We start from the raw sequence: 22,317 nt of genomic DNA on the forward strand, positions 1-22,317 counted from the left end.
GTCGGGCGTCAGTCACTGGCCGGCAGCGGCTTGGCTTCTTTGAGGGTCAATGCCATCGCGCCGACGGACAGCGACCCTGCTCCGGCCTTGGTCACCAATACCTCGGCACCGTCCTCGTCGACATAGCGCTTGCCCATCAGGCTCCCCCCGGCGAAGGCGGGGTCCAACGCAGCAGTGACAGGCCGCTCGGCGTCCAGCGGAAGCATCGGGTGGCCGCCGCACCGCAAGTCGTCGAGGCTGTCGGCGGCCTTCACTACGATCACCTGCGTGTCGCACACCTGGCTCTGGAGGCGGCTTCCATTCTTGATCATGGTGTCTTCCTTTACTTTTCGATACCAGCGACGCGAAGGCTTTCAACGATCTCGCGGCGTAGCACCTTACCGGTGGCGTTGACGGGCAGCTCGTCGCGGAACACCACGCGGTCGGGAGTCCGGGACCCTCGTAGGGCCTTGCGGACGTGTTCGCGCAGTTCGTCGGGGTCCGCCTCGATCCCCGGCGCCGGCACGACCACTGCGACGATGGCCTGGCCCCACTGGGCATCCTCGACACCGACCACTGCGACTTCGCGCACGTGGGGATGCTCGACGAGGACGTCCTCCAACTCGGCAGGTGCGATGTTCTCACCGCCACGGATGATGGTGTCGTCGGATCGGCCGGTGATGAAGAGATAGCCCGCATCGTCGAGCGTCGCGATGTCCCTGGTCGGAAACCAGCCCTCGTCGTCCAGCACGGAGCCGACTCCGGTGTACTTGCCCGACACCTGCTCGCCCCGCACGTATAGCTCGCCGGGCTGTCCCGGGCCCAGCACAGTGCCATCCTCGTCACGGATCTGCACCTCGATGCCGGGCACCGGCTGACCAACCGAAGCGAGCCGCTTCGCGACCAGTTCGTCGGGGTTCCCGTGCGAGTGGCGGTGATCGTCGGGTGTCAATACGGCAATCGTCGAACTGGTCTCGGTCAGTCCGTACGCGTTGACGAATCCGACGTCTGGCAACAACTCGAGTGCCTTGCGCACCAGCGGAAGTGCCACCTTCGATCCGCCGTATGCCAAGTTGCGCAACGTCGGGAGCTGGGTCGGCCGCTGCTCGAGCTCCATGACGATCCTATCCAGCATAGTGGGTACAACGGTCGCCGTCGTCACTCCCTCTTGGGCGACCAGACGCACCCAATCGCCGGCGTCGAAACTGTTGAGGTACACCATCTTCCGACCCGCATACAGGTTCGACATCGCAGCGTTGACTCCGGCGATGTGATACGGCGGCACGCAGATCAGCGCGGCATCCGCGGCTTGCGCCGAGTCGAATTCGACAGTGCCGGTGATGTAACTCGTCAGGTTACCGTGGGACAACTCAACGGCTTTCGGCTTCGACGTGGTACCTGATGTGAACAGCACGATCGCAATGTCTTCCGCATCCGCGAACTCCGCTGTGGGCTCGACCACACGCGCTGCGGCCACAAACTCCGCGGAGTCCATGACGTGGGTAGCCACGTCCCCGACTGCATCGCGATAGCGCTCATCGACGATCACCAGCGGATTGGGCAACCGGCCGATCAGCTCTTGGACGCCCTCGGCACTGAGCCGGTAATTGATCGGCGTGTACGGCAGCCCGGCCCGGGCGGCCGCGAAAATCAGCAGCGGCTGCATCAGGCCCCCGGTGCCTACGTACGCGACGTGCTCGGCGCCGGAAGACGCGATCACGCCTGCTCCGCCATCGGCCAGATCACTCAGCTCGGCGGTAGTGATCCGATTGGTCCCGTCGACCAGGGCGATCCGCTCTGGGTCGGCTGACACCGCCATCTCCAACAACAACGAAATGCTCAACGCCTCAGCCTTCAGTCAGTAATGCGATCCTAGCCCGCGTCTCCAGAATCAGCTATATAGTTATAGGCTTAGTGGTATCCGAGTCAACGTGCACACTCCCCATCGGGGGGTTGGGCACTGACACACGCTGAACGAAGGAGCGCAATGAGCAGCACGCCCGAGATCGCCATCATCGGCGTGGGCTTGCACCCGTTCGGGCGGTACGAGGACCGCTCCGCGCTGGAAATGGGCGCGGTGGCCATCAGCAGAGCCTTGCGCGACGCCGGCGTGCAATGGTCTGACGTGGGCAGCGTGTACGCGGGCAGCCTCGAGGTCGCCAACCCGGAGGCGGTGACCGGACTTGCCGGGATGACCGGAGTGCCGGCCAGGGCGACGTTGAGCGGTTGCGCGACCGGCAACTCCCTGTTGACCCTCGCAGCGCGTGACGTCCAACTCGGCGAGGCCGACATCGCCGTCGGCGTCGGACTGGACAAGCACCCGCGCGGCGCGTTCGGCGCCGACCCTTCGGTGTCGGGGTTACCCCAGTGGTACGGCGATCAGGGCATGTTTTTGACGACCCATTACTTCGGCACCAAGATCATGCGATACATGCACGACCACGGCATCAGCGAAGAGGCTTTGGCCCGGGTCGCGGCCAAGAATATGGAACATGGCGCCCTGGCACCGCATGCATGGCGCCGCAAGCCCATGAGTATTGACGCCATTTTGGGCTCACCCCTCGTAAATGCGCCACTGCGCCAATACATGTACTGCAATCCCAACGAAGGTGCCGCCGCCGTGGTGGTCTGCCGGGCCGATAAGGCCAAGCAGTACACCGACAACCCGATCTACCTGCGGGCAACGGCGCTGCGGAGTCGTCGTGAGGGCGCCTACGAGTTGTTGCGCACGTCGATCGAGCTGCCGATCGTCCCCGGGACAACATCGGAGGCTGCCCACGCTGCCTATGAGATTGCCGGAATCGGCCCCGATGACGTCGACGTGGCGCAACTGCAGGACACCGACGCGGGCTCGGAAATCATCCACATGGCCGAGACGGGCCTGTGCAAGGACGGCGAACAAGAGACCCTGCTCGCAGACGGCGCCACGAAGATCGGCGGCCGGCTGCCGATCAACACCGACGGCGGCCTGATTGCCAACGGGGAACCCGTCGGCGCCTCCGGCCTGCGCCAGATCTACGAGCTGGTACATCAATTGCGCGGCACCGCCGGTGACCGTCAGGTGCCAGGAGATCCGCGGGTCGCACTCGCCCAGTTGTACGGAGCGCCCGGAACCGCCGCCGTAGCCATCCTGTCCAGGTAACCCAGCGAAAAGGGAGTTGCGCCAATGACAGAGACCCAGGAAGTTCAGCGTCGCGCCGAAGTGAATCTGGACCATCACGCGCCTGAATTCCGCGAGGACCCCTACGGCACATTCCGTCAGATGCGCGAATCGGGCTGTCCGGTCGCTCATTCCGATCACTATGAGGGATTCTGGGCGCTCGTCGACTACGCGTCGGTGTTCGAAGCCGCCCGCGACGACGCACTCTTCAACTCGTTTCCGTCGGTCGGGGTGCCTGCCAGCGAGATGCCGCTGCCGATCCTGCCGATCGAGTCCGACCCACCGGAGACCCAGGAACTGCGCGAGGTCACACTGAAGCGATTTTCGCCGGGTTCGGCAGAACGGTTCCGGGAGGCCGCGACCGAGATGACCAATGAAGCAATCGACGCGTTCATCGAGCGCGGCGAGTGCGACCTGGTCGGTGAACTCACCACTCCGCTGCCGGCTCGACTGATCCTGCGGCTGTTGAAGTTCGACGAGTCGCGCCACATGGATTGGGTCCACTGGGTACACAGCACCGTGCACGATCGAGCGCACGATCCGGAGAAGGCCGGCATCGCGGGCATGGAGATGTTCAGCGAGATCGTCAAGCATATGGAACAGCGCCGCGCCGAGGGCCTGGGTGACGACCTGTTCAGCGATATCCTGCGCGGCACCCTCAATGGCCAGCCGCTCGACGACGGCCAGATCACCATGTACACGGTGTTGATGATGCTCGGCGGGATGGATACCACCAGCGGATTCACGGCCAACGTGCTGCGGCGCCTGTGCGAGGATCGCAAACTGCGCCAACAGTTCATCGATGACCCCAGCCTGGTGAAGAAGGGCACCGACGAGTTGCTCCGGCTGTACACACCGACCCTGGGGTTGGCACGCACAGTGTCGCGGGACGCCCAGTTCCACGGGCAGCTACTCTGCCAAGGCGATCGGGCGATTCTCATGTGGGCCGCGGCCAACCGCGATCCGGCGATGTTCGAAAACCCCGACACACTCGACCTCTCCCGCGCCAATGCCAAGAAGCAAATGGCTTTCGGGGTCGGTATGCACCGATGCCTGGGTTCCCACTACGCCAAAATGATGTTCGATGTGCTGATCACGCAGATCCTCAAGCGGTTACCCGACTTCGACCTGGCAGAAGAGCCGAAGCTGTTCGAAGACGCCGGCGAGGTCTACGCCGTACGCGAATTGCGGGTCACGTTCACCCCGGGCGCTCGCCTCGGGTGACACGCATGCCGATCGTCCGCCAATGGCTGAAAAGTCGGAGCGGCGACTGTTGAATTGGTTAAATGTTTAGAGCAAAGTGACCCGGACGGGAGGTGGAGTGGTGACGGCAGGCACCATCGCCGGATTACTCGACGACCGCGCCGCCGACCATCCGCACCGGCCACTCTTGCGTGATGCCGCGGGTACCACGTTGACCGTGTCCGAGGTCGCCGAGCTGTCGTCGGCCGCCACGACCTGGCTGGCCGACGCCGGCGTACAGCCCGGCATGACGGTGGCCTGGCAGCTGCCGTCCCATGTCAATGCCGCGATCGTGATGCTGGCCTTGGCCCGCATGCCTGTCGTGCAGGCCCCGGTGATCCACCTGTACCGGGTCCGCGAGGTGTGCGCTGCCGTCGAGGTGGCCGGTGCCGATGTCTTGCTGGTCGACGAATCCACAGCCGCCAACACCGTGTCCGGGGTGCCGACGATCACGGTGCCGGATGACTTCGGCGCGGCACTGCGCATGTCATCGCCCGCCGTGCCGCCGGATGCCGACCTAGCCGTCGCTGCCGAGCCGCGCTGGATCTATTTCACCTCCGGCACCACCGGCAGGCCGAAGGGCGTGCGCCACACGGACGCCACGTTGCTCAGCGCGTCACGCGGGTACGTCGCGCACCTTGGGCTGGGCAGCCATCCGCGCGAAGTCGGGACCATCGCCTTTCCCATCGCACACGTGGGCGGCATGGTCTATCTCGCCGCCGCGTTGATCGGCGACTTCCCGGTGTTGTTGGTGCCGAAGGTCGACTCCGATGACCTGCCCCGGTTGCTGGCCAAGCACGAAGTCACAGTCACAGGTGCCAGCACCGCGTTCTACCAAATGCTGGTGAGCGCTCAAATAGCCTCTCCGACAGACGAATTATTGATGCCATCACTGCGCATGCTCATCGGCGGCGGCGCCGCATGCCCACCCGAGGTGCATCGAAAGGTGCGGCAGCACCTACAGATACCCGTCGTGCACGCTTACGGAATGACAGAGGCCCCGATGATCTGCGTCAGCGAGGCCACCGACACCGAGGAGCAACTGGCCAACAGCGCCGGCCGCCCCATCCCCGGCTCACAGGTGCGGGTCGCCGGCACCGGCGAGATCGAGCTGCGCGGCGGCAACCTGAGCCCGGGATACACCGACCCCGATCAATGGGCACGCGCATTGACCGCAGACGGGTGGTTCCGCAGCGGCGACCGTGGCTACCTTCGCCCCGATGGCCGCATCGTGGTCACCGGCCGAATCAAGGACCTCATCATTCGCAAAGGCGAGAACGTTTCACCTGACGAGCTCGAGAACGAACTACTCGGCCATCCGCTCGTCGAGGAGATCGCGGTGCTCGGACAGCCCGACGAGCTGCGGGGGGAATTGGTGTGCGCGGTGGTGCGCCGTTCCCCACGGCATCGCGACGTCACCCTCGACGAACTGTGCACGTTCCTCGACGAACGCGGACTGATGAAGCAGAAGTGGCCGGAGCGGCTGGTCCTCGTCGACGAGTTCCCGCTGACGGGCCTCGGCAAGGTGGCCAAGTCTGAACTGGCCCGCAAGATCGCAGGAGGCAACACATGACGGCGCTAGCCGTGGACGAGGTTCGCGAGCTCACGCAGTCCGTGCGCGCAGCCTGCGAACGACTCGCACCCGAGGAGCGAGTGCGGGCGGTCGGCTACGGCGAGGCCTACGTCGACGGCGCGGACGTGGGTACCGGATTCGACAGCACCCTCTGGGCCGCGCTCTGCAACCAGGTCGGGGTAGGGGCCATTGCGCTGCCCGAACGCCTGGGCGGAGCGGGATACGGCGCCTCCGCACTCGGCGTGGTCGCGCTCGAACTCGGCCGTGCCCTCGCGCCGGTGCCGTTCGTCAGCTCGATGGTGCTGGCCACCGGGCTGCTGATCGAGTTGACCGAGCACGATCCCGATGCCGACAAGCGGCTTGCCGGACTCGTCGAAGGCCGACGCACCGCGGCGGCGGCACTGACCGGGGACGGCGGCCTGTGGCGGCGCCCCGCGGTGACCATGAAGGCGGCCAGTACCCGTGGGACGTGGCTCGTCGACGGCACCGCGCGCCACGTCCTGGGCGCTACCGCGGCCGACGACCTCGTCGTGGTCGCCATCGGCGAAGACGGTGAACCGGCCGTCTTCCTCGTCGATCCCAAAGCCGATGGCGTGTCGGTGCAGCCTGAACGGGTACTCGACGGCACCCGACCGATGGCCACGATCACCCTCAGCGTGGCGCCCGCGATCCGGTTATCGGGTGAGGAACCGGTTGACGAAATCGTTTCGCGCACCGTCGATATGGCATTGGCGGTGCTATCGGCCGAACAGGTCGGAGCGTGCGAACGGGTGCTGGAACTGGCCACCACCTACGCAATCACCCGAGAGCAGTTCAACCGTCCCATCGGCAGTTTTCAGGCCATCAAACATAAGTGCGCGAACATGCTGGTCGACCTCGAGTGGGCGCGATCGGCCTCCCAGGCCGCGCTCGAGGCGTTCGACACCGACGACGCGAATACCGCCACCGAGGCACAGCTGCGGGCCAGCATGGCAAAGGCGGTCTGCTCGGAGTCGCTGCGAAATGCCGCACACGCCAACGTCCAGATCCACGGGGGCATCGGCTTCACGTGGGAGAACTCCGCCCACCTCTACTTCCGCCGAGCCCGCACCGACGAGGTGCTACTCGGTACCCCCGCCCAACACTGGGACCGGTTGACGACGTTGACCAACGGGTCCCCTCTCGCACCTGAGGAGCCACCCATCCCGGGCCATCCGAGCACCGGCCAACCGCCAAGGAGTTCCGGTGTCGAGTTCGCCTGACGTCGTCGAGGACATCGGCGCCCTGCGCACAACGTTTCGCGAATTCCTCACCGCTGCACCGAAACCGGACGGTCTGCGAAACTACGGTCCGACGCCCACGGCCGACGATGTCGAACCGGGCCGGGCATGGCACCGCTACCTCGCCGAGCACGGTTACACGTGCCTGCACTGGCCGCTCGAATACGGCGGGGCCGCAGCCACGGTGGCGTACCAGGCCGCATTCGCCGAAGAGTGCGCACGCGCGGATGTGCCGCGTCAGCTGAACATCACCGGGGCTGACTTGGTAGGCCCTGTGCTGATCAAGTTCGGCACGCCGGAGCAGAAGGCCCGCTATCTCGACGGCATCCGGCTCGGCGACGCAGTATGGACACAGTTGTTCTCCGAGCCCGGTGCGGGCTCGGATCTGGCCGGGGTACGCACCCGTGCACAGCGCACTGCGACGGGCTGGCGCATCGACGGCCAGAAGGTGTGGAGTTCGGCGGCGGCCTCGGCCGACTTCGGGCTGCTGCTCGCACGCACCGGTCCCGAAATGCACCGGGGCCTTTCGATGTTCGTCGTGCCGATGGACGCCCCGGGCGTCACGGTGCGCCCGCTGACCCAGATGGACGGCGAGAGCAAGTTCAACGAGGTCTTCTTCGACGGCGCCGAGCTCGACGACGACGCCCTCGTCGGCGGGGTCGGCCAGGGCTGGGCCGTCGCCATCGTGACCCTGGGACGGGAACGCCTGACGCTGGGATCCCAAGCGGTGTCGATGTTCCGGCTGCACGAGCGGATGGTCGAGGCTGCGCGCAATCACGATGTGCTCGACCCCGTGCTCGCTCGGTCGCTGACGCGGCTATGGTCGCGGATGTGGTTGCTGCGCTACACCTGGCAGCGGGCCGTCGACTCGGGCGATCTCACGTCGTCGGCGTTCTCCGTGCTCAAGCTGATGACCTCGGAGACCGACCAGGACCTCGGCGACATGGCCACCGAGGTTTTGGGTACCGACGCGTGCGTCGACCCGGCGGATGACGACCTGGTGCACCACATGCTGGTGGGGCGTGCTCAGACGATCCTCGGCGGTACCAGCGAGATTCAGCGCAACATCCTCGGCGAGCGGGTGCTCGGGCTCCCCAAAGAACCCCGGTGACAACAGGTTTGCGCACACCCGACCTGGCAGACGCGTTACGAGCGGCGGTGCGCCCACATGCGACGGTGGCGCTAGGGGATGGCGTCGGCGCGCTGCGGTGCCTCGACGACGGGTCGTCGATCGGGGCGATGCTGAGTGCCGTTGCCCGCGAGGTCGGCTCGGTGCGTCTGCTGCTGGGTTGGCTGCCCGCCCCGCTGGAGGGCCTCGACGCCGCTGCGTTCAGCGAGGTGGCCGCGCTCATGCCCGGCTGGGGTGTGCGTGACGTGCTACGCACGCCTACAGCACGTTTCGTCCCGACTCGGCTCTCGGTCATCGGCGCCCTGTTGACGGGGCCACTGCGGCCCGACCTACTGATCACCAGGCTCGTCGAACGCGACGGCAACCTCCACTTCGCAACCGAGGTGTCGTGGCAACGTGAACTCGTCGACGCCGGAGTGCCGGTACTGGCGATCATCGACGCCACGGCACCGATGGCCAGTGCACTGCCCGCCTTGGACCCCGGTCAGGTCAGGGTGATCGGCCACAGTGCGGACGGCCCCACACGGCTACCACCAAAGGCACCCCAAGAGATCCACCACGCACTCGCCGAATCCGTGTTGCGATTCGTCCCGCCGGGGACCCGCTTGCAATACGGGCCAGGCCAATTGGGCACCGCGCTCTTGAGCGGTCTGACGGTACCGGTGCACCTCGACACCGGTCTGCTGACCGACGCCGTCGTCGATCTCGAAGATCGGGGGCTCATGGCCACGACGCCGTCGGCGACCTATCTGATGGGCAGCGACGTGTTGTACGAGTGGGCAGACGGCAAGGCGATCCTGCGCGGCATCGACTACACCCACGATCTGACCAGACTGTCTCGCGGTGCCCCGTTGATCGCCGTCAACACCGCGATCGAGATCGATCACTACGGCCAGGTCAACGTCGAGGGGGTCGGCGACAAGGTGGTCGGCGGAATCGGGGGCCATCCCGACTACTGCGCCGCGGGGGCGATGAGCCGCGGTGGTTTGTCGATCATCGCCGTGCCTTCCGAGACCAACGGCCGCTCCCCGCTCGTGCAGCACCTGAGTCGCCCTGCCTCCACGCCCGCGCACGATGTCGACGTGATCGTCACCGAATCCGGTCACGCCGACCTACGAGGCGCCGGCTGGTCGCAGCGCCGGCGCCTGATCACCGAATTGTTGTCGAGCTGAAGGGAAGACGAATGCCTGAGGGCCCATTGACCGGCAAGGTCGTTCTGGTAACGGGTGGCGGCCGAGGGATCGGCCGCAGCCACTGCCTCCAGTTGGCCGCCCAGGGAGCGGCTGTCGTCGTCAACGATCCAGGAGTGGGTCGTGACGGATCCGGCGGCGACGGACCCGGCCCTGCCGCCGATGTCGTCGCCGAGATCGAGGCGCTGGGCGGCAAAGCCGTGGCACACACGGGCTCGGTGTCGGCGTGGGACGACGTCGCTGACATGATCGCCACTGCGGTCGACACGTTCGGCTCGCTGACCGGCGTGGTGAACAACGCGGGCATCCTGCGTGACTCCATGGTGGCGGCCACCACCGAAGCCGACTGGGATGCCGTCATCTCCGTCCACCTCAAGGGCACTTTCGCCGTCACCCGGCATGCCTGCGAGTACTGGCGCGCACAGTTCAAGGCCGGCAGCCCTATCGACGCGCACGTCGTGAACACAGTGTCCGGTGCCGGGCTGTGGGGCAACGTCGGGCAAAGTGCCTACGGCGCCGCCAAGGCGGCCATCGCCAACCTGACGATCGTCACCGCGATGGAGGCGCAGCGGTACGGCGTTGCGGTCAATGCGATCTCGCCGCTGGCCGCATCGCGCATGACCGCCGAGGTGTTCGGAGCTCGTGCCGACGATCCCGCGCTGGACCCCGCCCGCAGCTCCGCGGTCGTCGCCTGGTTGCAGTCCCCGCAGTCGGCCTGGCTGACCGGGCAAATCCTCCGCGTCAACGGCGACAAGCTCACCCGCATCGAAGGCTTCACCGAAGCCGCGGGCGCCTATCATGCCAAAGACGGCGTTTCTCTGACGTTTTCGGAGATCGGCCAGGCAGTCAGCTGGCTATACAGGACCTCGCCGCGGGGGCTGGCCGGCCCGCTTCCCGCGGATTAGAAAGCCTGACGCTTGCGCTAGGTGTACTCAGCCATCAGGTTGGTTGCAGTCGGCTGATGGGCGATAGCCCTGCGAGTGCGCTGTGGCGGCGTTGAGGGTTGTAGAACTCGACCCAGGGCGCAAGGGCTTGGGCGCGGTCGGAGTTGGAAGCGAACACCCGGCGATAGGACCATTCGCTTTGCAGGGTGCGGTTATAGCGCTCCACCTTGCCGTTCTGCCACGGGCAGTGCGGTTTGATGAAGAGGTGTTTAGCGTGCAGTTGGTCGATAACGGCGGCCACGTGTGCTGAGTGCCGGTAGCTCCAGTGATTGTCGGTGATGACACGTTCGATGTGCGAAATGCCCTGCCAGTGAAAGTAATTAGCTGCGCGGGCGATGAACCCCGCGCATGTCGGTCCTTTCTCATCGGCATGGATCTCGGAGTAGGCCAGCCGACTGTGGTCATCGACCATTGAGTGCACGTAGTCATACCCGATACCACGGCCGCGGACCTGCTCGCTGCGGCCGTGAGCCCGCCAGCCGCCACCGTCAGGGATGCGTCCGAGCTTTTTGACATCGACATGCACCAATTCGCCAGGACGATCACGCTCGTAGCGGACCGCGGTGGCTTTCGAGGCTTTGATCACCGCACCGGTCATGGGATCGCAGTCCCGCAGATAGGGCACCGCGGCGGCGCAGAATCCGTCCGACGGTCCGCGCTGGGATCCCGAGCTCAGGGCCCAACCAGTCCTGGCCTCGACGGTGCCGGCGACGCGCAGCGATGACCTGGCGCTCTACACGTGCCGACGTTTTCGTGGGACTGCGGCGCGGCCGTGAGGACCGATCGTGCAATCCGGCCTCACCTTCGGCCGCATAGCGGCTGATCCAGGTGTGAACGCATTTGCGGGATACACCCATCGCCGCGGCGATATGGGCTTGTTTCGAGCCCTGCTGGTGGCGCTGCACGATCAGCAATCGACCACGCAGCGTCGTGCGGGCATTACGGTGGGACACGAGAACCTCCGGGTTGGTGACGGGCCTTCGACAAGCCACACCTCACCCGGAGGTTCTCTTCACATCAAGCCAACACGCCCGCTACCAACGTCATGGCTGAGTACAGCTAGGGCGCTCCCCCATCGGCGAAGATGGTCTGCCCGGTGACGAAGGCGGCGATGTCAGAGAGCAGGAAGGCGATCAGCGCACCCATCTCCTCAGGCTGCCCGGGCCGGGCGAGCGCGGCGTCGAAACCGAAGTCCTCCACCAGCGCGCGCTCCAAGGCCTCCTCGTAGGGGTAACCCTTGCTCTCCGCGATATATCCGCGAATGGCATGCAGTGCATCGGTTTCCACCGCACCCGGCGCGATACTGTTCGCGCGGATGCCGGAGTGGCCGTGGGTCCGCGCGATGCCACGGGTGAACGTGGCCACCGCCGCCTTCAGGCTGGCATAGGGCAGCCGTGGTTCATGCGGCGCGCGTGACGAGTACGCCGAGGTGGTCACGATGGCGCCGCCGTTCACCGCCAGGTGCGGGAGCGCCGCCTGCACGCTACGGGTCGTCGCCAGTAGGACGTCGTGAAACGCTGCGTCCCACGCCTCGTCGTTGGAGTCGATCGGCATCATTCCCGCAGTGCCCATGGTGATCGCGATGCCATCGAGTCTGCCGAGGAGCTTGACCGCTTCGTCGACGGCCGAGACAGCCTGACCCGGCTGACTCACGTCGTAGACTAGTCCGTAGGCCGAGCCATCGCCCGTCTCGACGAGTTGTTCGGTCGCGTCCTTGGCTCGGGCCTCATCGCGGCCGACGACCACGACCGAGCCTCCCTCGCCGGCCACCGCCGTCGCAGCCGCCAACCCCATGCCGGCCGTTCCGCCGACGACGATGTAAGCCTTGCCCGCCATCTGAAGATCCACAGTCACCCTCTCATCGAGTGAAGAAGCTCAATGGACGCTCGACGTATTCGAACACCACACCCTCGGGTGAGCGCAAAAAGGCGATGTACAGGCCGTCGATCTTGGTGCCGGGCAGCGGACACCACACGGGATCCCCGATCTGCTCAACAGAATTCGGCACATGCCTCAGCGCGTCGTGCACGTCCTCCACCCGCAACGCGCACCGGTAGAGGCCCTGCCGGTTGCCGCCCCACGGCACCGGAGCGGCTACGGTGTCGGGGTGTTCGACCACCACCAGTGTGAACTGGTGTCCGTCCTCGGCCAACGCGTAACGCGCAACCACACAGCCGGTTTCGCCGGAGCCGACCGGGCTCAGCTGCGATCCTGCGACCAACTGCGCCTTCGGCGCGGCCACCTCCTCGAATCCGATCGCGGTGAGGAACGCCCCGGTGGCGGCGGCATCGATCGCGGCGATCCGGATGCCCTCGAACAGTGCCCCCTTGGACGCGTCGGCGTCCGCGGGCAGCGCCGTCAACTCGATGACGACGCCGTCGGGATCGATGGCGAGAACCGACGTGCCGCCGCCGATCAAGCCGTCGACCGGATCACCCACCGTCAGGCCCGCCGCGCGCAGCGCACTCGCCGCGTGCTCGACGTCGGCGACCGCCAACTGCAGCGCCCGGATGCCCGGGCGTACGGGATCGAAACTCGGGTCGCGACTGAGCTCGGGCGTGTGGTACTCGATGGCCTCGAGTGCGCAGCCGCCGCGACCACCGCGGGCATCGTAGAGAAATGCAGTGGCGCAGAATGTTTCGTCGTCGAGGCCCAGAATCGAGCCGTCGGTGGCCACCGTCGGATCGGTGCGCATCTTCGCCTTGAGGCCCAGCACCTCACCATAGATGCGCTCGGTGGCGTCCAGAGACTCGCAGTTGAGGTTGACGTGCAGAAAGCGCCGCGCGAGTTCCTCAGCTGCCACTACAGAACGACCGAGTCGATCTTGAACTGGATGATCTCGTCCTCGCTGAAGCCGAGCTCGGCCAGCAGCGCGTCGGTGTGTTCACCGTGCTCGGGGGCCCGCTCGAGGTCCAGTGGCGTTTCGTCGTACTGCACGGGGCTGGCAGCCAGGGCGAACTCGGTGCCGCCGGCGTTGGTCGCACGCGGCAGGTAGCCGTTGGCGATGGCCTGCGGGTCGCTGTGCACTTCGTGAGCGGTGTGCATGACGTCCCACACACCCTCGAAACCGGCGAAGGCCTTCTCCCAGTGGGCCAGGTCCTCAGCCTCGAAGGCGGACCGCAACTGGGCGATGCACTCGTTCCGGTTGGCGAACCGTACTGGCGCAGAGGCGAACCGCTCGTCGTCGATCAGGTCAGGACGGCCAAGGCGGGTACAGAAATCCGACCAGAACCGGTCCGCTTGCAACAGCACGAATGCGATGAACCGGTTGTCACGGGTCTTGTAGATGCTGGCCACCGGATTGGGCATCTCGTCGAGGTTGAACTTCGGGATGTCTTGACCGGTCACACCTGACCCGACGATGTCGGGACCAAGCTGCCAGATGGCGGCGTTGAGCAGCGAGACGTCGACAACCGACGGTTCGCCGGTGCGCTCCCGTTTCACCAGGGCCGCGGCGATGCCACCCGCAATGGCCAGACCGCCGTAGGAGTCACCGAACGCGGGCCGCTGAATGGGCGGATACGTGCCATCGCCTGCCGAGTAGGCATCACCGATGCCGCCGCGGGCCCAGTACGCGGCGAGGTCGAAACCGCCCTGTGCCGCGAGGTCCCCCTTGGTGCCGTAGCCGTGGCCTCGGGCATAGATGATCTTGGGGTTGCGAGCCCGCACCTGGTCGACGTCGATACCCATGCGCTTGCGGGAGTCGGGCAGCAGGTTGGTCACGAACACGTCGGCAGTCTCGATCAACTTCATCAGCAGCTCGAGGCCCTCGGGGCTGGAGGTGTCCAGTCCGATGCTGCGCTTGCCCCGGTTGGGCTGTTCGACGAAATGGTTCACTCCGCCTGCGCCGGTGACGATTCCGGAGCTGATCAATCCACGCTGCGGATCACCTGTTTCGGGATGCTCCACCTTGATGACATCGGCGCCCCAGTCGGCAAGCACCGCACCCGCCGCAGGCACGAACGTCCACGCCGCGAGTTCGATTACCCGGATGCCGTTCAGGATGTCGCTCACAGGGGGTATCCGATCGTCTTGGTCTGGAGGTGCTGTTCGAAGCCCTCGATGCCGTTCTGGCGGCCGATGCCGCTCATCTTGTAACCACCGAATGGTGCGTCGGCGCCGTAGTACATTCCGCTGTTGATCATCAGCGAGCCGGTGCGGATGCGACGGGCCACGGCCATCGCCCGCTCGTTGGAGCCCATGATCCCGCCGGCCAGGCCGTAGGTGGAGTTGTTCGCCATTTCGACCGCACCGTCGTCGCCGCCGTCGTATGGCGTGATGGACAGTACCGGACCGAAGACCTCCTCCTGGAAAATCGTGTGGTCGGGCGCGACATCGGCCACCACCGTCGGGGCGACGAAGTAACCACGGTCCAGGCCGTCGGGCACGCCGCCACCCGCGGTGATGCGCCCACCATCGGCCTTGGCGCGTTCGATGTAGCCCAAGACGCGGTCGCGCTGCTTGGCCGAGACAAGTGGGCCGCAGAAGGTATTCGGATCGGCTGGGTCCCCCACGGTCAGCGCGCCGAACGTCGCCGAGGCGACCTCGACCGCCTGATCGTAATGGGAGCGCGGCACCAGCATTCGGGTCGCCAGCGCGCACCCTTGTCCCGAATGCATCAGTGCGCCAATACATCCGGGCAACGCGACGTCCATATCGGCGTCGTCGAGCACAAGATATGCCGACTTCCCACCGAGTTCGAGCATATTGCGCTTCATGGTGTCGGCGGACAGTCGCTGGATCAGCTTGCCGACTGCCGTGGAACCGGTGAAGGACACCATGTCAATTCGCGGATCGGTGGCGAGAACCTGGGCGATGTCGTTGTCCGAAGCCGGCACGATGTTCACGACGCCGGCTGGGATATCGGTCTTCTCGGCGATGATCCGGCCCCAACGCAGGGCGGTCCAGGGAGTTTCGACGGCCGGCTTGAGCACCATGGTGTTGCCGGTAGCCAGGATCTGGCCCATTTTGTTGCTGATGATCTCGAACGGGAAGTTCCACGGCGTGATGGCACCCACCACGCCCATCGGTTCCTTCACCACCACCCGGTTGTAGGGCACACCCATCTTGGCGTCCTGGTCCAGCATCCGCTCCCAACCGAAGGTCGAGATCAGCTCTGCCGGGTACCGAATGGCGTCGGCTAGCGGCCATTCCATCTGAGCGATGAACGTCATTCCCACTGTCGCGCCCACCTCCGCGATCAGCTCGGCGCGGATGTCTTCCTTCTCCTCCTGCAGGGCCTCGTGCAGCTGGAGAAGGCACCGCTTGCGAAACTCGCGGTTGGTCGACCAGTCGGTGGTGTCGAACGCTCTCCGCGCGGCGGCGATGGCCTCTTCAATGTCCGCGGCGCTGGCGTCGGTGGCGACGCCGAGCAGTTCCTCGTTGGCTGGATTGACGTTGTCGACGGTCTTGCCGGTCGACGAATCCCGCAACTGCCCGTCGATGAATAGCCTGGTCTCTGGGTTGAAGCTGACAGTGGCGGCGGCGATGGATGATGCCGTCATTGGCGATCCCTCTCACTTAGGTGTGGGCGTCAGCTAGTGTACCGTCTTATAGATAACTGTTTAGCTGATTCGGTTCGATAGTCAACCGAGTCCACACTTCCGTGGAGGGGGAACCGGTTGTCCGCCCCAATCGACAGCGCAGTGGCTAGCCCGCGACAAGCCGACTTCGTCGCGCAGGTGTCGCTGTACCGCCGCGCGTTTCGGCATTGGCTCCACGATCTGGGCTGGGCCGAGCAATGGCGTTCCGCGCACTTCGACAACGCCGAAGACGAACTCGCCTACCACGCCGAAATCCTTTCCAGGATGCACGAGGCCGGATGGAATCGGTACGGCTGGCCCGAGGCGGCCGGCGGATTCGGCGGCTCCGAACTTCACCGCGCGGCGTATTTCGAGGAGTTGGCCGCCGCGATGTTGCCCGTTCCGGAGCAGCACTGGACCCTCGAAGTCATCGGGCCTGCAGTGCATCGCTACGCCCCTCACCTGGCTGCCGAGCACCTGCCGGGTTACCTGCGAGGCACGGAATGGTGGGGGCAGTGCTTCTCCGAGCCGGAGTCAGGCAGCGACCTGGCCGGCCTCCGGTGTCGCGCCACCGACGACGGCACAGGCGGATTCATCCTCAACGGGCAGAAGATCTGGACCAGCCAGGGTCCGACCGCGACGCGGTTCCTGCTGTTGGCGCGCACCGGGTCAGCCGAGAGCCGGCACCGCGGGCTAAGCACGTTCTTGGTCGACGCCGACACTCCCGGCGTCACAGTCCGGCCGATCACACTGGCCAGCGGGCGGCGTGAACTTGCCGAGGTGTACTTCGACGATGTCCGGGTTCCTCGCGAGCGACTGATCGGCGACGTCGACGGCGGCTGGGCCGTGGTCATGTACCTCATGCAATACGAACGCGGCATGTACGGCTACGCGGTGACGACAACCGCCTTGACCGAACTCGGCAGGCTACGGGCCGCAATGGCCACCTACGGCGCGTCACCGGCACAGCGTGAGCGCTTCGCTCAGATCTATGTCGCCGTGGCGGCTGCGCAGGCCCGCGGAGCGACAACGGTGCGCGCACTGGCCGAGGGCCGCGCGGTGGGCCCGGAGAGCAGCGTCGACAAGCTGTTGTTCGCCAAGGCCGAAAAGGACATCAACGACTTCATCCTCGATGTCCGCCGCGAATGGATGATCAGCGGTGTGGGAGCGCACGACGCCAAGGAACTCGATGCGGCCCGCGCGAAGTGGTGGTACACCCGGGCCGCGACGATTATGGGCGGAAGCGCAGAGGTCCAGCGCGGCATCATCGCCGACCATATTCTGGGACTCCCGAAGGAGAAGCGGTGACCGGGCAGGCGACCGACGAGTCGTGGCCGATGATCGAGGAAGCCGTCTTCCGGCTGTTCGACGACCTGGCCGCCACGAAGCGCGACGAGCACACGTCAATCGGACCTCAGCTGGAAGATCTGGGATGGTCCGACATCGAGGGGGAGTATCCAATTCAAGCTTGCGAGTTGCTGTTTCGGGCCGAAGGTCGGTCGCTGGCCCAGACCGACTGCCTCACCAAGGTCATGCTGGCGGAGCTGGCGCCCCTGCTGGACGGACCTGTCGAAGGCCTCGTGCTGCCCGGCATCGCCGACGGCTACACCCCTGGTTCCGATGGTCGAGGCGTCAACGGAATCCTGCTCGGACCGCTGCCCGGTAAGGGTCGACTGGTCGTTCCGGTACCGGCTGCCGACGGCGCGGTGTCCATCGGGATCGTCGACGTCGATGGGCTCGACGGTGAACGACTGGACACCTTCGACTCGTCGGCACATTGGACACGGGTCAGCGGGTCGATGGCAGTCGAGCGCGTGGACGCCGCCACGGAGTGGCACCGCGCCGTCGTTGCGGCGCACCGGGCGCTGGCAACCGAGCTCATCGCACTGGCCGACCAAGCCCTGCGCATCGCGGTCGAACAGGTCAGCGTCCGCATGCAATTCGGTTCACCCATCGGTTCGTTCCAGTCGCCTCGGCACCTGCTCGCCGACGCATCGGCGGGCCTGGAAGGCGCGCGCGCACTGGTTGACGAATGCTGGCTTTCCACAACACATTCCGGCGTCGGTTCGCTCCCGCCGGCCGGCGGTGAACTCACCGCGCTCACCGCCAAGGCTGCCGCGGGCCGAGCCCACCGGGCCGTGTCCGATGCCGCCATACAAGTATGTGGCGCAATCGGCCTGACCATCGAGCACGACCTGCATCGTTATGTGACCCGCGGCTTTCAGATCGACGCGTTGTGCGGGTCTTACCAACGACTCGAGGCGCTGCTCGCAGACCGCCTCTTCACCGACTATTCCCCTGGCGAGGCGCTTCCCGCGCTGGTCGCCCTGGGCTGACGAGGGTAGGAATCCATGCGCCGCAACATTTTCGAAGAGGTACACGACGACTTCCGGGCCACCGCACGTAAGTTCTTCGAGCGCGAATGCGTGCCGAACGTCGAGAAGTGGGAACGCGACGGGAAAGTCAGCCGCGAGGCCTGGCTGGCTGCCGGCGAGCACGGCCTGATCGGCTGGGAATTCGACGAGAAGTACGGCGGCCTCGGCGTCAAAGACTTCAGGTTCAACCAGATCATCTCCGAGGAGATGTTCTTGACCGGCTCGGTCGGCATCGGCCTCGGCGTGCAGAACGACATCCTGATGCCCTACCTGCAGAACCTCACCACCGATGAGCAGAAGGAACGCTGGCTGCCCGGCTTCGTCAGAGGTGAACTGATCGGCTCGATCGCGATGTCGGAACCCGCCGCCGGCTCCGACCTCGGCGGCATCAAGACAACGGCGCGCGACGCGGGTGACCACTGGGTCGTCAATGGCCAGAAAACCTTCATCAGCAACGGGCTCCTGTCGAAACTCGTACTGACCGCCGTCAAAACCGACCCGTCGGAGCGGCACAAGGGCATCAGCCTGCTGATGATCGAGGACGGCATGGAGGGATTCACCCGCGGTCGCAAGCTGGACAAGATCGGCCAGTACTCCGCGGATACCGCCGAGCTGTTCTTCGAGGACGTCAAGGTGCCCAAGGAAAACCTGGTCGGCGAGCTCAACCGTGGTTTCTACCATCTGGTGTCCAACCTGCCCAGCGAACGCGTCGGCGTGGCCTGCTACGCACTGCCCGCCGCCCGCCGTGCGCTGGACCTGACGAAGGCCTACGCGCTCGAGCGCACGGCCTTCGGGCAGCCGATTGGAAAATTCCAGGTCAATCGACATTTCCTCGCCGAGATGCAGACCAAACTCGATGCCGCCCAAACGTATCTGGATCAGTGCGTCTTGTCGGTCAACGACGGAACGTTGAGCGACCAGGATGCCGCTGGTCTGAAGTGGTGGACTTCGGAAGTGCAGTGGGAGATCATCGACCGCTGTCTGCAGCTGTACGGCGGCTACGGCTACATCAACGAATACGAAGTGGCCCGGCTCTGGCGCGACTCCCGGGTTCAGCGGCTCTACGCCGGCACCACCGAGATCATGAAGGACCTCATGGGCCGGGCGATGGGGTACTAGGGATGACGTTGGTCACTGACGGTCGCAGATCCCCAGTTCCGAGGCGGAATTCGGCTAATCTGGCAAAATAGTTATTTGATTCGCGCGTTGCATAAGCGGTGGAGGTTGTAATGGAGGTCACCAGTCTTCGCGAGCCGAAGATGGCCGATCGGGTGGCCACCGTGCTGCGCCGGATGTTCATTCGTGGCGAGATCACCGAGGGCACGATGCTGCCCCCGGAGTCCGAGCTGATGGAACGGTTCGGGGTGTCACGTCCGACGCTGCGCGAAGCGTTCCGGGTTCTCGAATCCGAGTCGTTGATCCAAGTCCAGCGCGGCGTCCGCGGTGGCGCGCGGGTAACCCGACCCCAGCGTGAGACGCTGGCCCGCTACGCCGGCCTCATCCTCGAGTACGAGGGAGTGCGGGTGAAAGACGTCTACGACGCACGGGTGATCCTCGAGGTTCCGATGGTCGAGCAACTGGCCAAAGACCGCAATCCCAAGGCGCTCGCCGAGCTCGAAGAAATCGTCGAACGCGAATCGCAGTTGCAGCCCGGTAGCGACGCCGTCGATCAACTCACCGACTTCCACGCGGCGATTGCGCGGTTGTCCGGCAATAGCACCCTGCAAATCGTCAGCGACATGCTGCATCACATCATCGAGAAGGCCAACCGCTCGCTGCAGCCCACCAAGGGTGCCCGCGCCGAGCAGGCTGTCCGGCGATCGGCCAAGACCCACCGGATGGTGCTGGACATGATCAAAGCGGGCGATGCGGAGAAGGCCGGCGAGCTGTGGAAGCGGCACCTGCAGAAGGCGGAGGAGTTCGTCCTGACCGGCGCCGAATTGTCCACCGTCGTCGACCTTCTCGAATGACCGGGGTCGACGAGGTCATCAATACCCACGACCTCGAGACGCCGGATTCGATTCAGGTCCGGTTCGGAATCTCCTACGTCGAGTCCAAGCCGGCCGAGGCTCTCGCCGCGTTGACCATGCCAATGGAGCGCTTCCGAAACCCGATCACCGGTGCGCCCACGCTGGGGCCGCTGGCCATACTCGTCGACGCGGCGGCCGGAATCGTCAATCACTACCGCCGTCGGCCCGGCGAGTGGACGGTGTCCAGCGAACTGTCGATGGATCTCAGTCTTGGAGAACTCCCGGAACTCGACGGCCCCGTGCTCGCCACCGCGCACGCATTCGGTCCGCTGGGCGCCACTTCACTGGCGGTCTGCACACTGACCTACGGCGACACCGTGATCGGCGGCGGAACGGTACGGTCGTTCTTCATCGCCGGTGACGTGGTCCCGCAACACCGCGTGGAGACGCTTCCGCGATCGGCGTCGACCACGTTCGCCGACCTGATGTCGGTGCACGTGACGAGCGATGAATCCGACTCGGTGCTGTCCCAGCGGGTCGACCCCAATCTGAACAACGACATCGACATCGTGCATGGCGGGGTGGCGGCCGCCGGTCTGGAACTCGCGGCGTCTGCGGCGATCAACAGGGGCGCCCCCGCCGAGCTGTTTCAGACCGCGTCATTGCGCGTGAATTTCCTGCGCCCGTTCTTCGCCGGAACGGAATCCCGTTATGTCGGAACGCCGTTGCGCATCGGGCGCGCCAGCGCGGTCGGCGAGGCAGAGGCCATCGGCGACGACGGCAAGGTCGCACTCACCGCGCGGCTGACCGCCTACCGCTGATCGGTCGGCGGCACCCGTCAATTCGTCGGCGCCCCCGGCGGCCCCGCAGCGGGTGCCAGTCCCCCGCCACCGTCCTGCGAAGGCACTGATTCGCCGCCGGCGGCGCCCGGTTGCTGGGTGAGGTCGACGTCATGGTCGAGGTCGGGCGCAATCGGGAAGAATCTGCACAGGAACGCGGCCGCGAGTTGGCATGGATCGTCAACGGGATCGGCGCCGGCGGGTGCGGAAAGGCCCAGGGCTGCTGTCATTACGCCGACCGCAACGACGGCAGGCCGCATCCTCCTGGCTATCACGTCTAGCAACTACTTCTTGGACCGAGCGCGGAAGGCCGCGACCCGCTCCTTGAACTCGGGCGTCGAGAACGACGTCAACTCCTCGGCGAGCGCGTACTCGAGCACACCCTGTGCGGCCCGGGCCAGGTGCATGTTGAGCGCGACCTTCGACGACCGGAGCGCCTGCGGCGGGAGCGCGGCGAATCGCTCACCCAAGGCCAGTGCTTCGTCGAGCACCGCGTCATCGTCCACGACCTTCGTGACCAGATTCAGCTTTTCGGCGGTCTCTGCGGTAATCCGATCACCGAGCAGCACATATTCTTTCGCCTTCATCATGCCGATCAAGAGTGGCAGCATGGCGGCTCCACCATCGCCCGCGGTCAGTCCGACCGCGACGTGTGGGTCGGCCAGGTAACTGCTCTTCCCCATCACCAACAGGTCGGACAGCAGTGCGATCGAACAGCCGAGTCCGACGGCTGGACCGTTGACTGCGGACACCAGCGGCTTGGGAAAGTTGATCACCTCGAGGAAAACCGTGCGGGCCTCGTGGATCTGAAACGTACGCGCCACCTCATCCTCGATGAGGCGCCCGAACATGACCATGTCGCCGCCGGCGGAGAAGGCCTTGCCCACTCCGGTGGTGACCACCGCACGCACATCGTCGTCGGCGTCCAGCACCTTCCAGATGGTGGCGAACGCGTGGTGTACCTCCTCGGTGACGGCGTTGAGCGCTTCCGGACGGTTGATGCTCACGACGTGGACGTTGCCGCGCTTCTCCACCAGTAGCCACGGCGCGAACTGCTCGTAGCCGGCAAGCGTCGCCGGTGCGAGCGGAGCGGGGGGCGCGGATTGGGTGTCAGAAGTCGTCATGTGAGGTCCCG

General features: G+C 65.6%; 20 protein-coding genes and 1 pseudogene. 12 read left to right on the top strand and 9 right to left on the bottom strand.

The features are described from left to right. Positions 1-8 precede the first annotated feature (8 nt). Both D3H54_RS27370 and D3H54_RS27375 read right to left on the bottom strand, forming a co-directional pair. Entirely contained in the window at positions 9-311 is a 303-nt protein-coding gene (locus D3H54_RS27370) for a hypothetical protein (RefSeq protein WP_149382858.1), read from the bottom strand. Positions 312-322: 11 nt separating this feature from the next. Next, complete coding sequence (locus tag D3H54_RS27375; protein ID WP_149382859.1) at positions 323-1,822, bottom strand: class I adenylate-forming enzyme family protein; 1,500 nt, start codon at positions 1,820-1,822, stop codon at positions 323-325. Positions 1,823-1,966: 144 nt separating this feature from the next. Here D3H54_RS27375 and D3H54_RS27380 point away from each other — a divergent pair, with 144 nt between their 5' ends. The 7 genes from D3H54_RS27380 to D3H54_RS27410 all read left to right on the top strand — a co-directional run bounded on the left by D3H54_RS27380 (position 1,967) and on the right by D3H54_RS27410 (position 10,437). Continuing rightward, the gene (locus D3H54_RS27380; protein ID WP_149382860.1) at positions 1,967-3,121 is read left to right on the top strand and encodes a thiolase family protein; all 1,155 of its coding nucleotides are present in this window, start codon (positions 1,967-1,969) and stop codon (positions 3,119-3,121) included. A gap of 24 nt (positions 3,122-3,145) precedes the next feature. Next, positions 3,146-4,363: a cytochrome P450 gene (locus D3H54_RS27385; RefSeq protein ID WP_149382861.1), complete on the top strand. Its 1,218-nt coding sequence runs from the start codon at positions 3,146-3,148 to the stop codon at positions 4,361-4,363. A gap of 100 nt (positions 4,364-4,463) precedes the next feature. Continuing rightward, entirely contained in the window at positions 4,464-5,954 is a 1,491-nt protein-coding gene (locus D3H54_RS27390; RefSeq protein WP_149382862.1) for a class I adenylate-forming enzyme family protein, read from the top strand. Beyond that, positions 5,951-7,195, top strand: coding sequence for an acyl-CoA dehydrogenase family protein (locus D3H54_RS27395; RefSeq protein ID WP_149382863.1), 1,245 nt, complete (start codon positions 5,951-5,953; stop codon positions 7,193-7,195). The genes D3H54_RS27390 and D3H54_RS27395 overlap by 4 nt, the downstream gene beginning before the upstream one ends. Continuing rightward, positions 7,179-8,324: an acyl-CoA dehydrogenase family protein gene (locus D3H54_RS27400; RefSeq protein WP_149382864.1), complete on the top strand. Its 1,146-nt coding sequence runs from the start codon at positions 7,179-7,181 to the stop codon at positions 8,322-8,324. Before D3H54_RS27395 ends, D3H54_RS27400 begins: the two co-directional genes overlap by 17 nt. Continuing rightward, on the top strand, positions 8,321-9,514 hold the full coding sequence (locus D3H54_RS27405; protein ID WP_432246430.1) for an acetyl-CoA hydrolase/transferase C-terminal domain-containing protein: 1,194 nt from the start codon (positions 8,321-8,323) through the stop codon (positions 9,512-9,514). Before D3H54_RS27400 ends, D3H54_RS27405 begins: the two co-directional genes overlap by 4 nt. Positions 9,515-9,525: 11 nt before the next feature. After that, positions 9,526-10,437 (top strand): SDR family NAD(P)-dependent oxidoreductase, encoded by a 912-nt coding sequence (locus D3H54_RS27410; RefSeq protein WP_149382865.1) that lies wholly within the window; start codon positions 9,526-9,528, stop codon positions 10,435-10,437. A gap of 34 nt (positions 10,438-10,471) precedes the next feature. Here D3H54_RS27410 and D3H54_RS27415 read toward each other — a convergent pair. From D3H54_RS27415 to D3H54_RS27435, 5 genes and pseudogenes are all read right to left on the bottom strand, one after another. Beyond that, positions 10,472-11,429, bottom strand: a pseudogene (locus D3H54_RS27415) (IS481 family transposase). Between the two features lie 106 nt (positions 11,430-11,535). Further along, positions 11,536-12,312: an SDR family NAD(P)-dependent oxidoreductase gene (locus D3H54_RS27420; RefSeq protein WP_149383779.1), complete on the bottom strand. Its 777-nt coding sequence runs from the start codon at positions 12,310-12,312 to the stop codon at positions 11,536-11,538. A gap of 22 nt (positions 12,313-12,334) precedes the next feature. After that, on the bottom strand, positions 12,335-13,279 hold the full coding sequence (locus D3H54_RS27425) for a VOC family protein (protein WP_149382866.1): 945 nt from the start codon (positions 13,277-13,279) through the stop codon (positions 12,335-12,337). Continuing rightward, positions 13,279-14,490 carry a CaiB/BaiF CoA transferase family protein gene (locus tag D3H54_RS27430; RefSeq protein ID WP_149382867.1) on the bottom strand — a complete coding sequence of 404 codons (1,212 nt, stop codon included), beginning with the start codon at positions 14,488-14,490 and terminating at the stop codon, positions 13,279-13,281. The genes D3H54_RS27425 and D3H54_RS27430 overlap by 1 nt, the downstream gene beginning before the upstream one ends. Then, positions 14,487-15,980, bottom strand: coding sequence for an aldehyde dehydrogenase family protein (locus D3H54_RS27435; protein WP_149382868.1), 1,494 nt, complete (start codon positions 15,978-15,980; stop codon positions 14,487-14,489). Before D3H54_RS27435 ends, D3H54_RS27430 begins: the two co-directional genes overlap by 4 nt. A 117-nt stretch (positions 15,981-16,097) precedes the next feature. Between D3H54_RS27435 and D3H54_RS27440 the strand changes: the two genes are divergently transcribed. The 5 genes from D3H54_RS27440 to D3H54_RS27460 all read left to right on the top strand — a co-directional run bounded on the left by D3H54_RS27440 (position 16,098) and on the right by D3H54_RS27460 (position 21,164). After that, positions 16,098-17,306: an acyl-CoA dehydrogenase family protein gene (locus tag D3H54_RS27440; protein ID WP_168214984.1), complete on the top strand. Its 1,209-nt coding sequence runs from the start codon at positions 16,098-16,100 to the stop codon at positions 17,304-17,306. Further along, positions 17,303-18,334 (top strand): acyl-CoA dehydrogenase family protein, encoded by a 1,032-nt coding sequence (locus tag D3H54_RS27445; RefSeq protein WP_432246431.1) that lies wholly within the window; start codon positions 17,303-17,305, stop codon positions 18,332-18,334. Before D3H54_RS27440 ends, D3H54_RS27445 begins: the two co-directional genes overlap by 4 nt. Before the next feature lie 15 nt (positions 18,335-18,349). Then, on the top strand, positions 18,350-19,492 hold the full coding sequence (locus D3H54_RS27450; protein WP_149382869.1) for an acyl-CoA dehydrogenase family protein: 1,143 nt from the start codon (positions 18,350-18,352) through the stop codon (positions 19,490-19,492). Between the two features lie 110 nt (positions 19,493-19,602). Further along, the gene (locus D3H54_RS27455; RefSeq protein WP_149382870.1) at positions 19,603-20,343 is read left to right on the top strand and encodes a FadR/GntR family transcriptional regulator; all 741 of its coding nucleotides are present in this window, start codon (positions 19,603-19,605) and stop codon (positions 20,341-20,343) included. Then, positions 20,340-21,164 carry a PaaI family thioesterase gene (locus D3H54_RS27460; RefSeq protein ID WP_149382871.1) on the top strand — a complete coding sequence of 275 codons (825 nt, stop codon included), beginning with the start codon at positions 20,340-20,342 and terminating at the stop codon, positions 21,162-21,164. The genes D3H54_RS27455 and D3H54_RS27460 overlap by 4 nt, the downstream gene beginning before the upstream one ends. Before the next feature lie 17 nt (positions 21,165-21,181). Here D3H54_RS27460 and D3H54_RS27465 read toward each other — a convergent pair whose 3' ends face one another. Further along, the gene (locus tag D3H54_RS27465; RefSeq protein WP_286199024.1) at positions 21,182-21,412 is read right to left on the bottom strand and encodes a fibronectin-binding protein; all 231 of its coding nucleotides are present in this window, start codon (positions 21,410-21,412) and stop codon (positions 21,182-21,184) included. Positions 21,413-21,466: 54 nt separating this feature from the next. Beyond that, positions 21,467-22,306, bottom strand: coding sequence for an enoyl-CoA hydratase/isomerase family protein (locus D3H54_RS27470; protein ID WP_149382872.1), 840 nt, complete (start codon positions 22,304-22,306; stop codon positions 21,467-21,469). Positions 22,307-22,317 lie beyond the last annotated feature (11 nt).

This window comes from Mycobacterium sp. ELW1 (genome assembly GCF_008329905.1).
Classification (GTDB): Bacteria; Actinomycetota; Actinomycetes; order Mycobacteriales; family Mycobacteriaceae; genus Mycobacterium.

Bases quoted from the DNA above. Each gene is read 5' to 3' on its own strand.
- D3H54_RS27370 (WP_149382858.1), bottom strand. From the start codon at position 311: ATGATCAAGAATGGAAGCCGCCTCCAGAGCCAGGTGTGCGACACGCAG.
- D3H54_RS27435 (WP_149382868.1), bottom strand. From the start codon at position 15,980: ATGACGGCATCATCCATCGCCGCCGCCACTGTCAGCTTCAACCCAGAG.
- D3H54_RS27460 (WP_149382871.1), top strand. From the start codon at position 20,340: ATGACCGGGGTCGACGAGGTCATCAATACCCACGACCTCGAGACGCCG.
- D3H54_RS27395 (WP_149382863.1), top strand. From the start codon at position 5,951: ATGACGGCGCTAGCCGTGGACGAGGTTCGCGAGCTCACGCAGTCCGTG.
- D3H54_RS27410 (WP_149382865.1), top strand. From the start codon at position 9,526: ATGCCTGAGGGCCCATTGACCGGCAAGGTCGTTCTGGTAACGGGTGGC.
- D3H54_RS27465 (WP_286199024.1), bottom strand. From the start codon at position 21,412: ATGACAGCAGCCCTGGGCCTTTCCGCACCCGCCGGCGCCGATCCCGTT.
- D3H54_RS27470 (WP_149382872.1), bottom strand. From the start codon at position 22,306: ATGACGACTTCTGACACCCAATCCGCGCCCCCCGCTCCGCTCGCACCG.
- D3H54_RS27420 (WP_149383779.1), bottom strand. From the start codon at position 12,312: ATGGCGGGCAAGGCTTACATCGTCGTCGGCGGAACGGCCGGCATGGGG.
- D3H54_RS27385 (WP_149382861.1), top strand. From the start codon at position 3,146: ATGACAGAGACCCAGGAAGTTCAGCGTCGCGCCGAAGTGAATCTGGAC.
- D3H54_RS27455 (WP_149382870.1), top strand. From the start codon at position 19,603: ATGGAGGTCACCAGTCTTCGCGAGCCGAAGATGGCCGATCGGGTGGCC.
- D3H54_RS27450 (WP_149382869.1), top strand. From the start codon at position 18,350: ATGCGCCGCAACATTTTCGAAGAGGTACACGACGACTTCCGGGCCACC.
- D3H54_RS27380 (WP_149382860.1), top strand. From the start codon at position 1,967: ATGAGCAGCACGCCCGAGATCGCCATCATCGGCGTGGGCTTGCACCCG.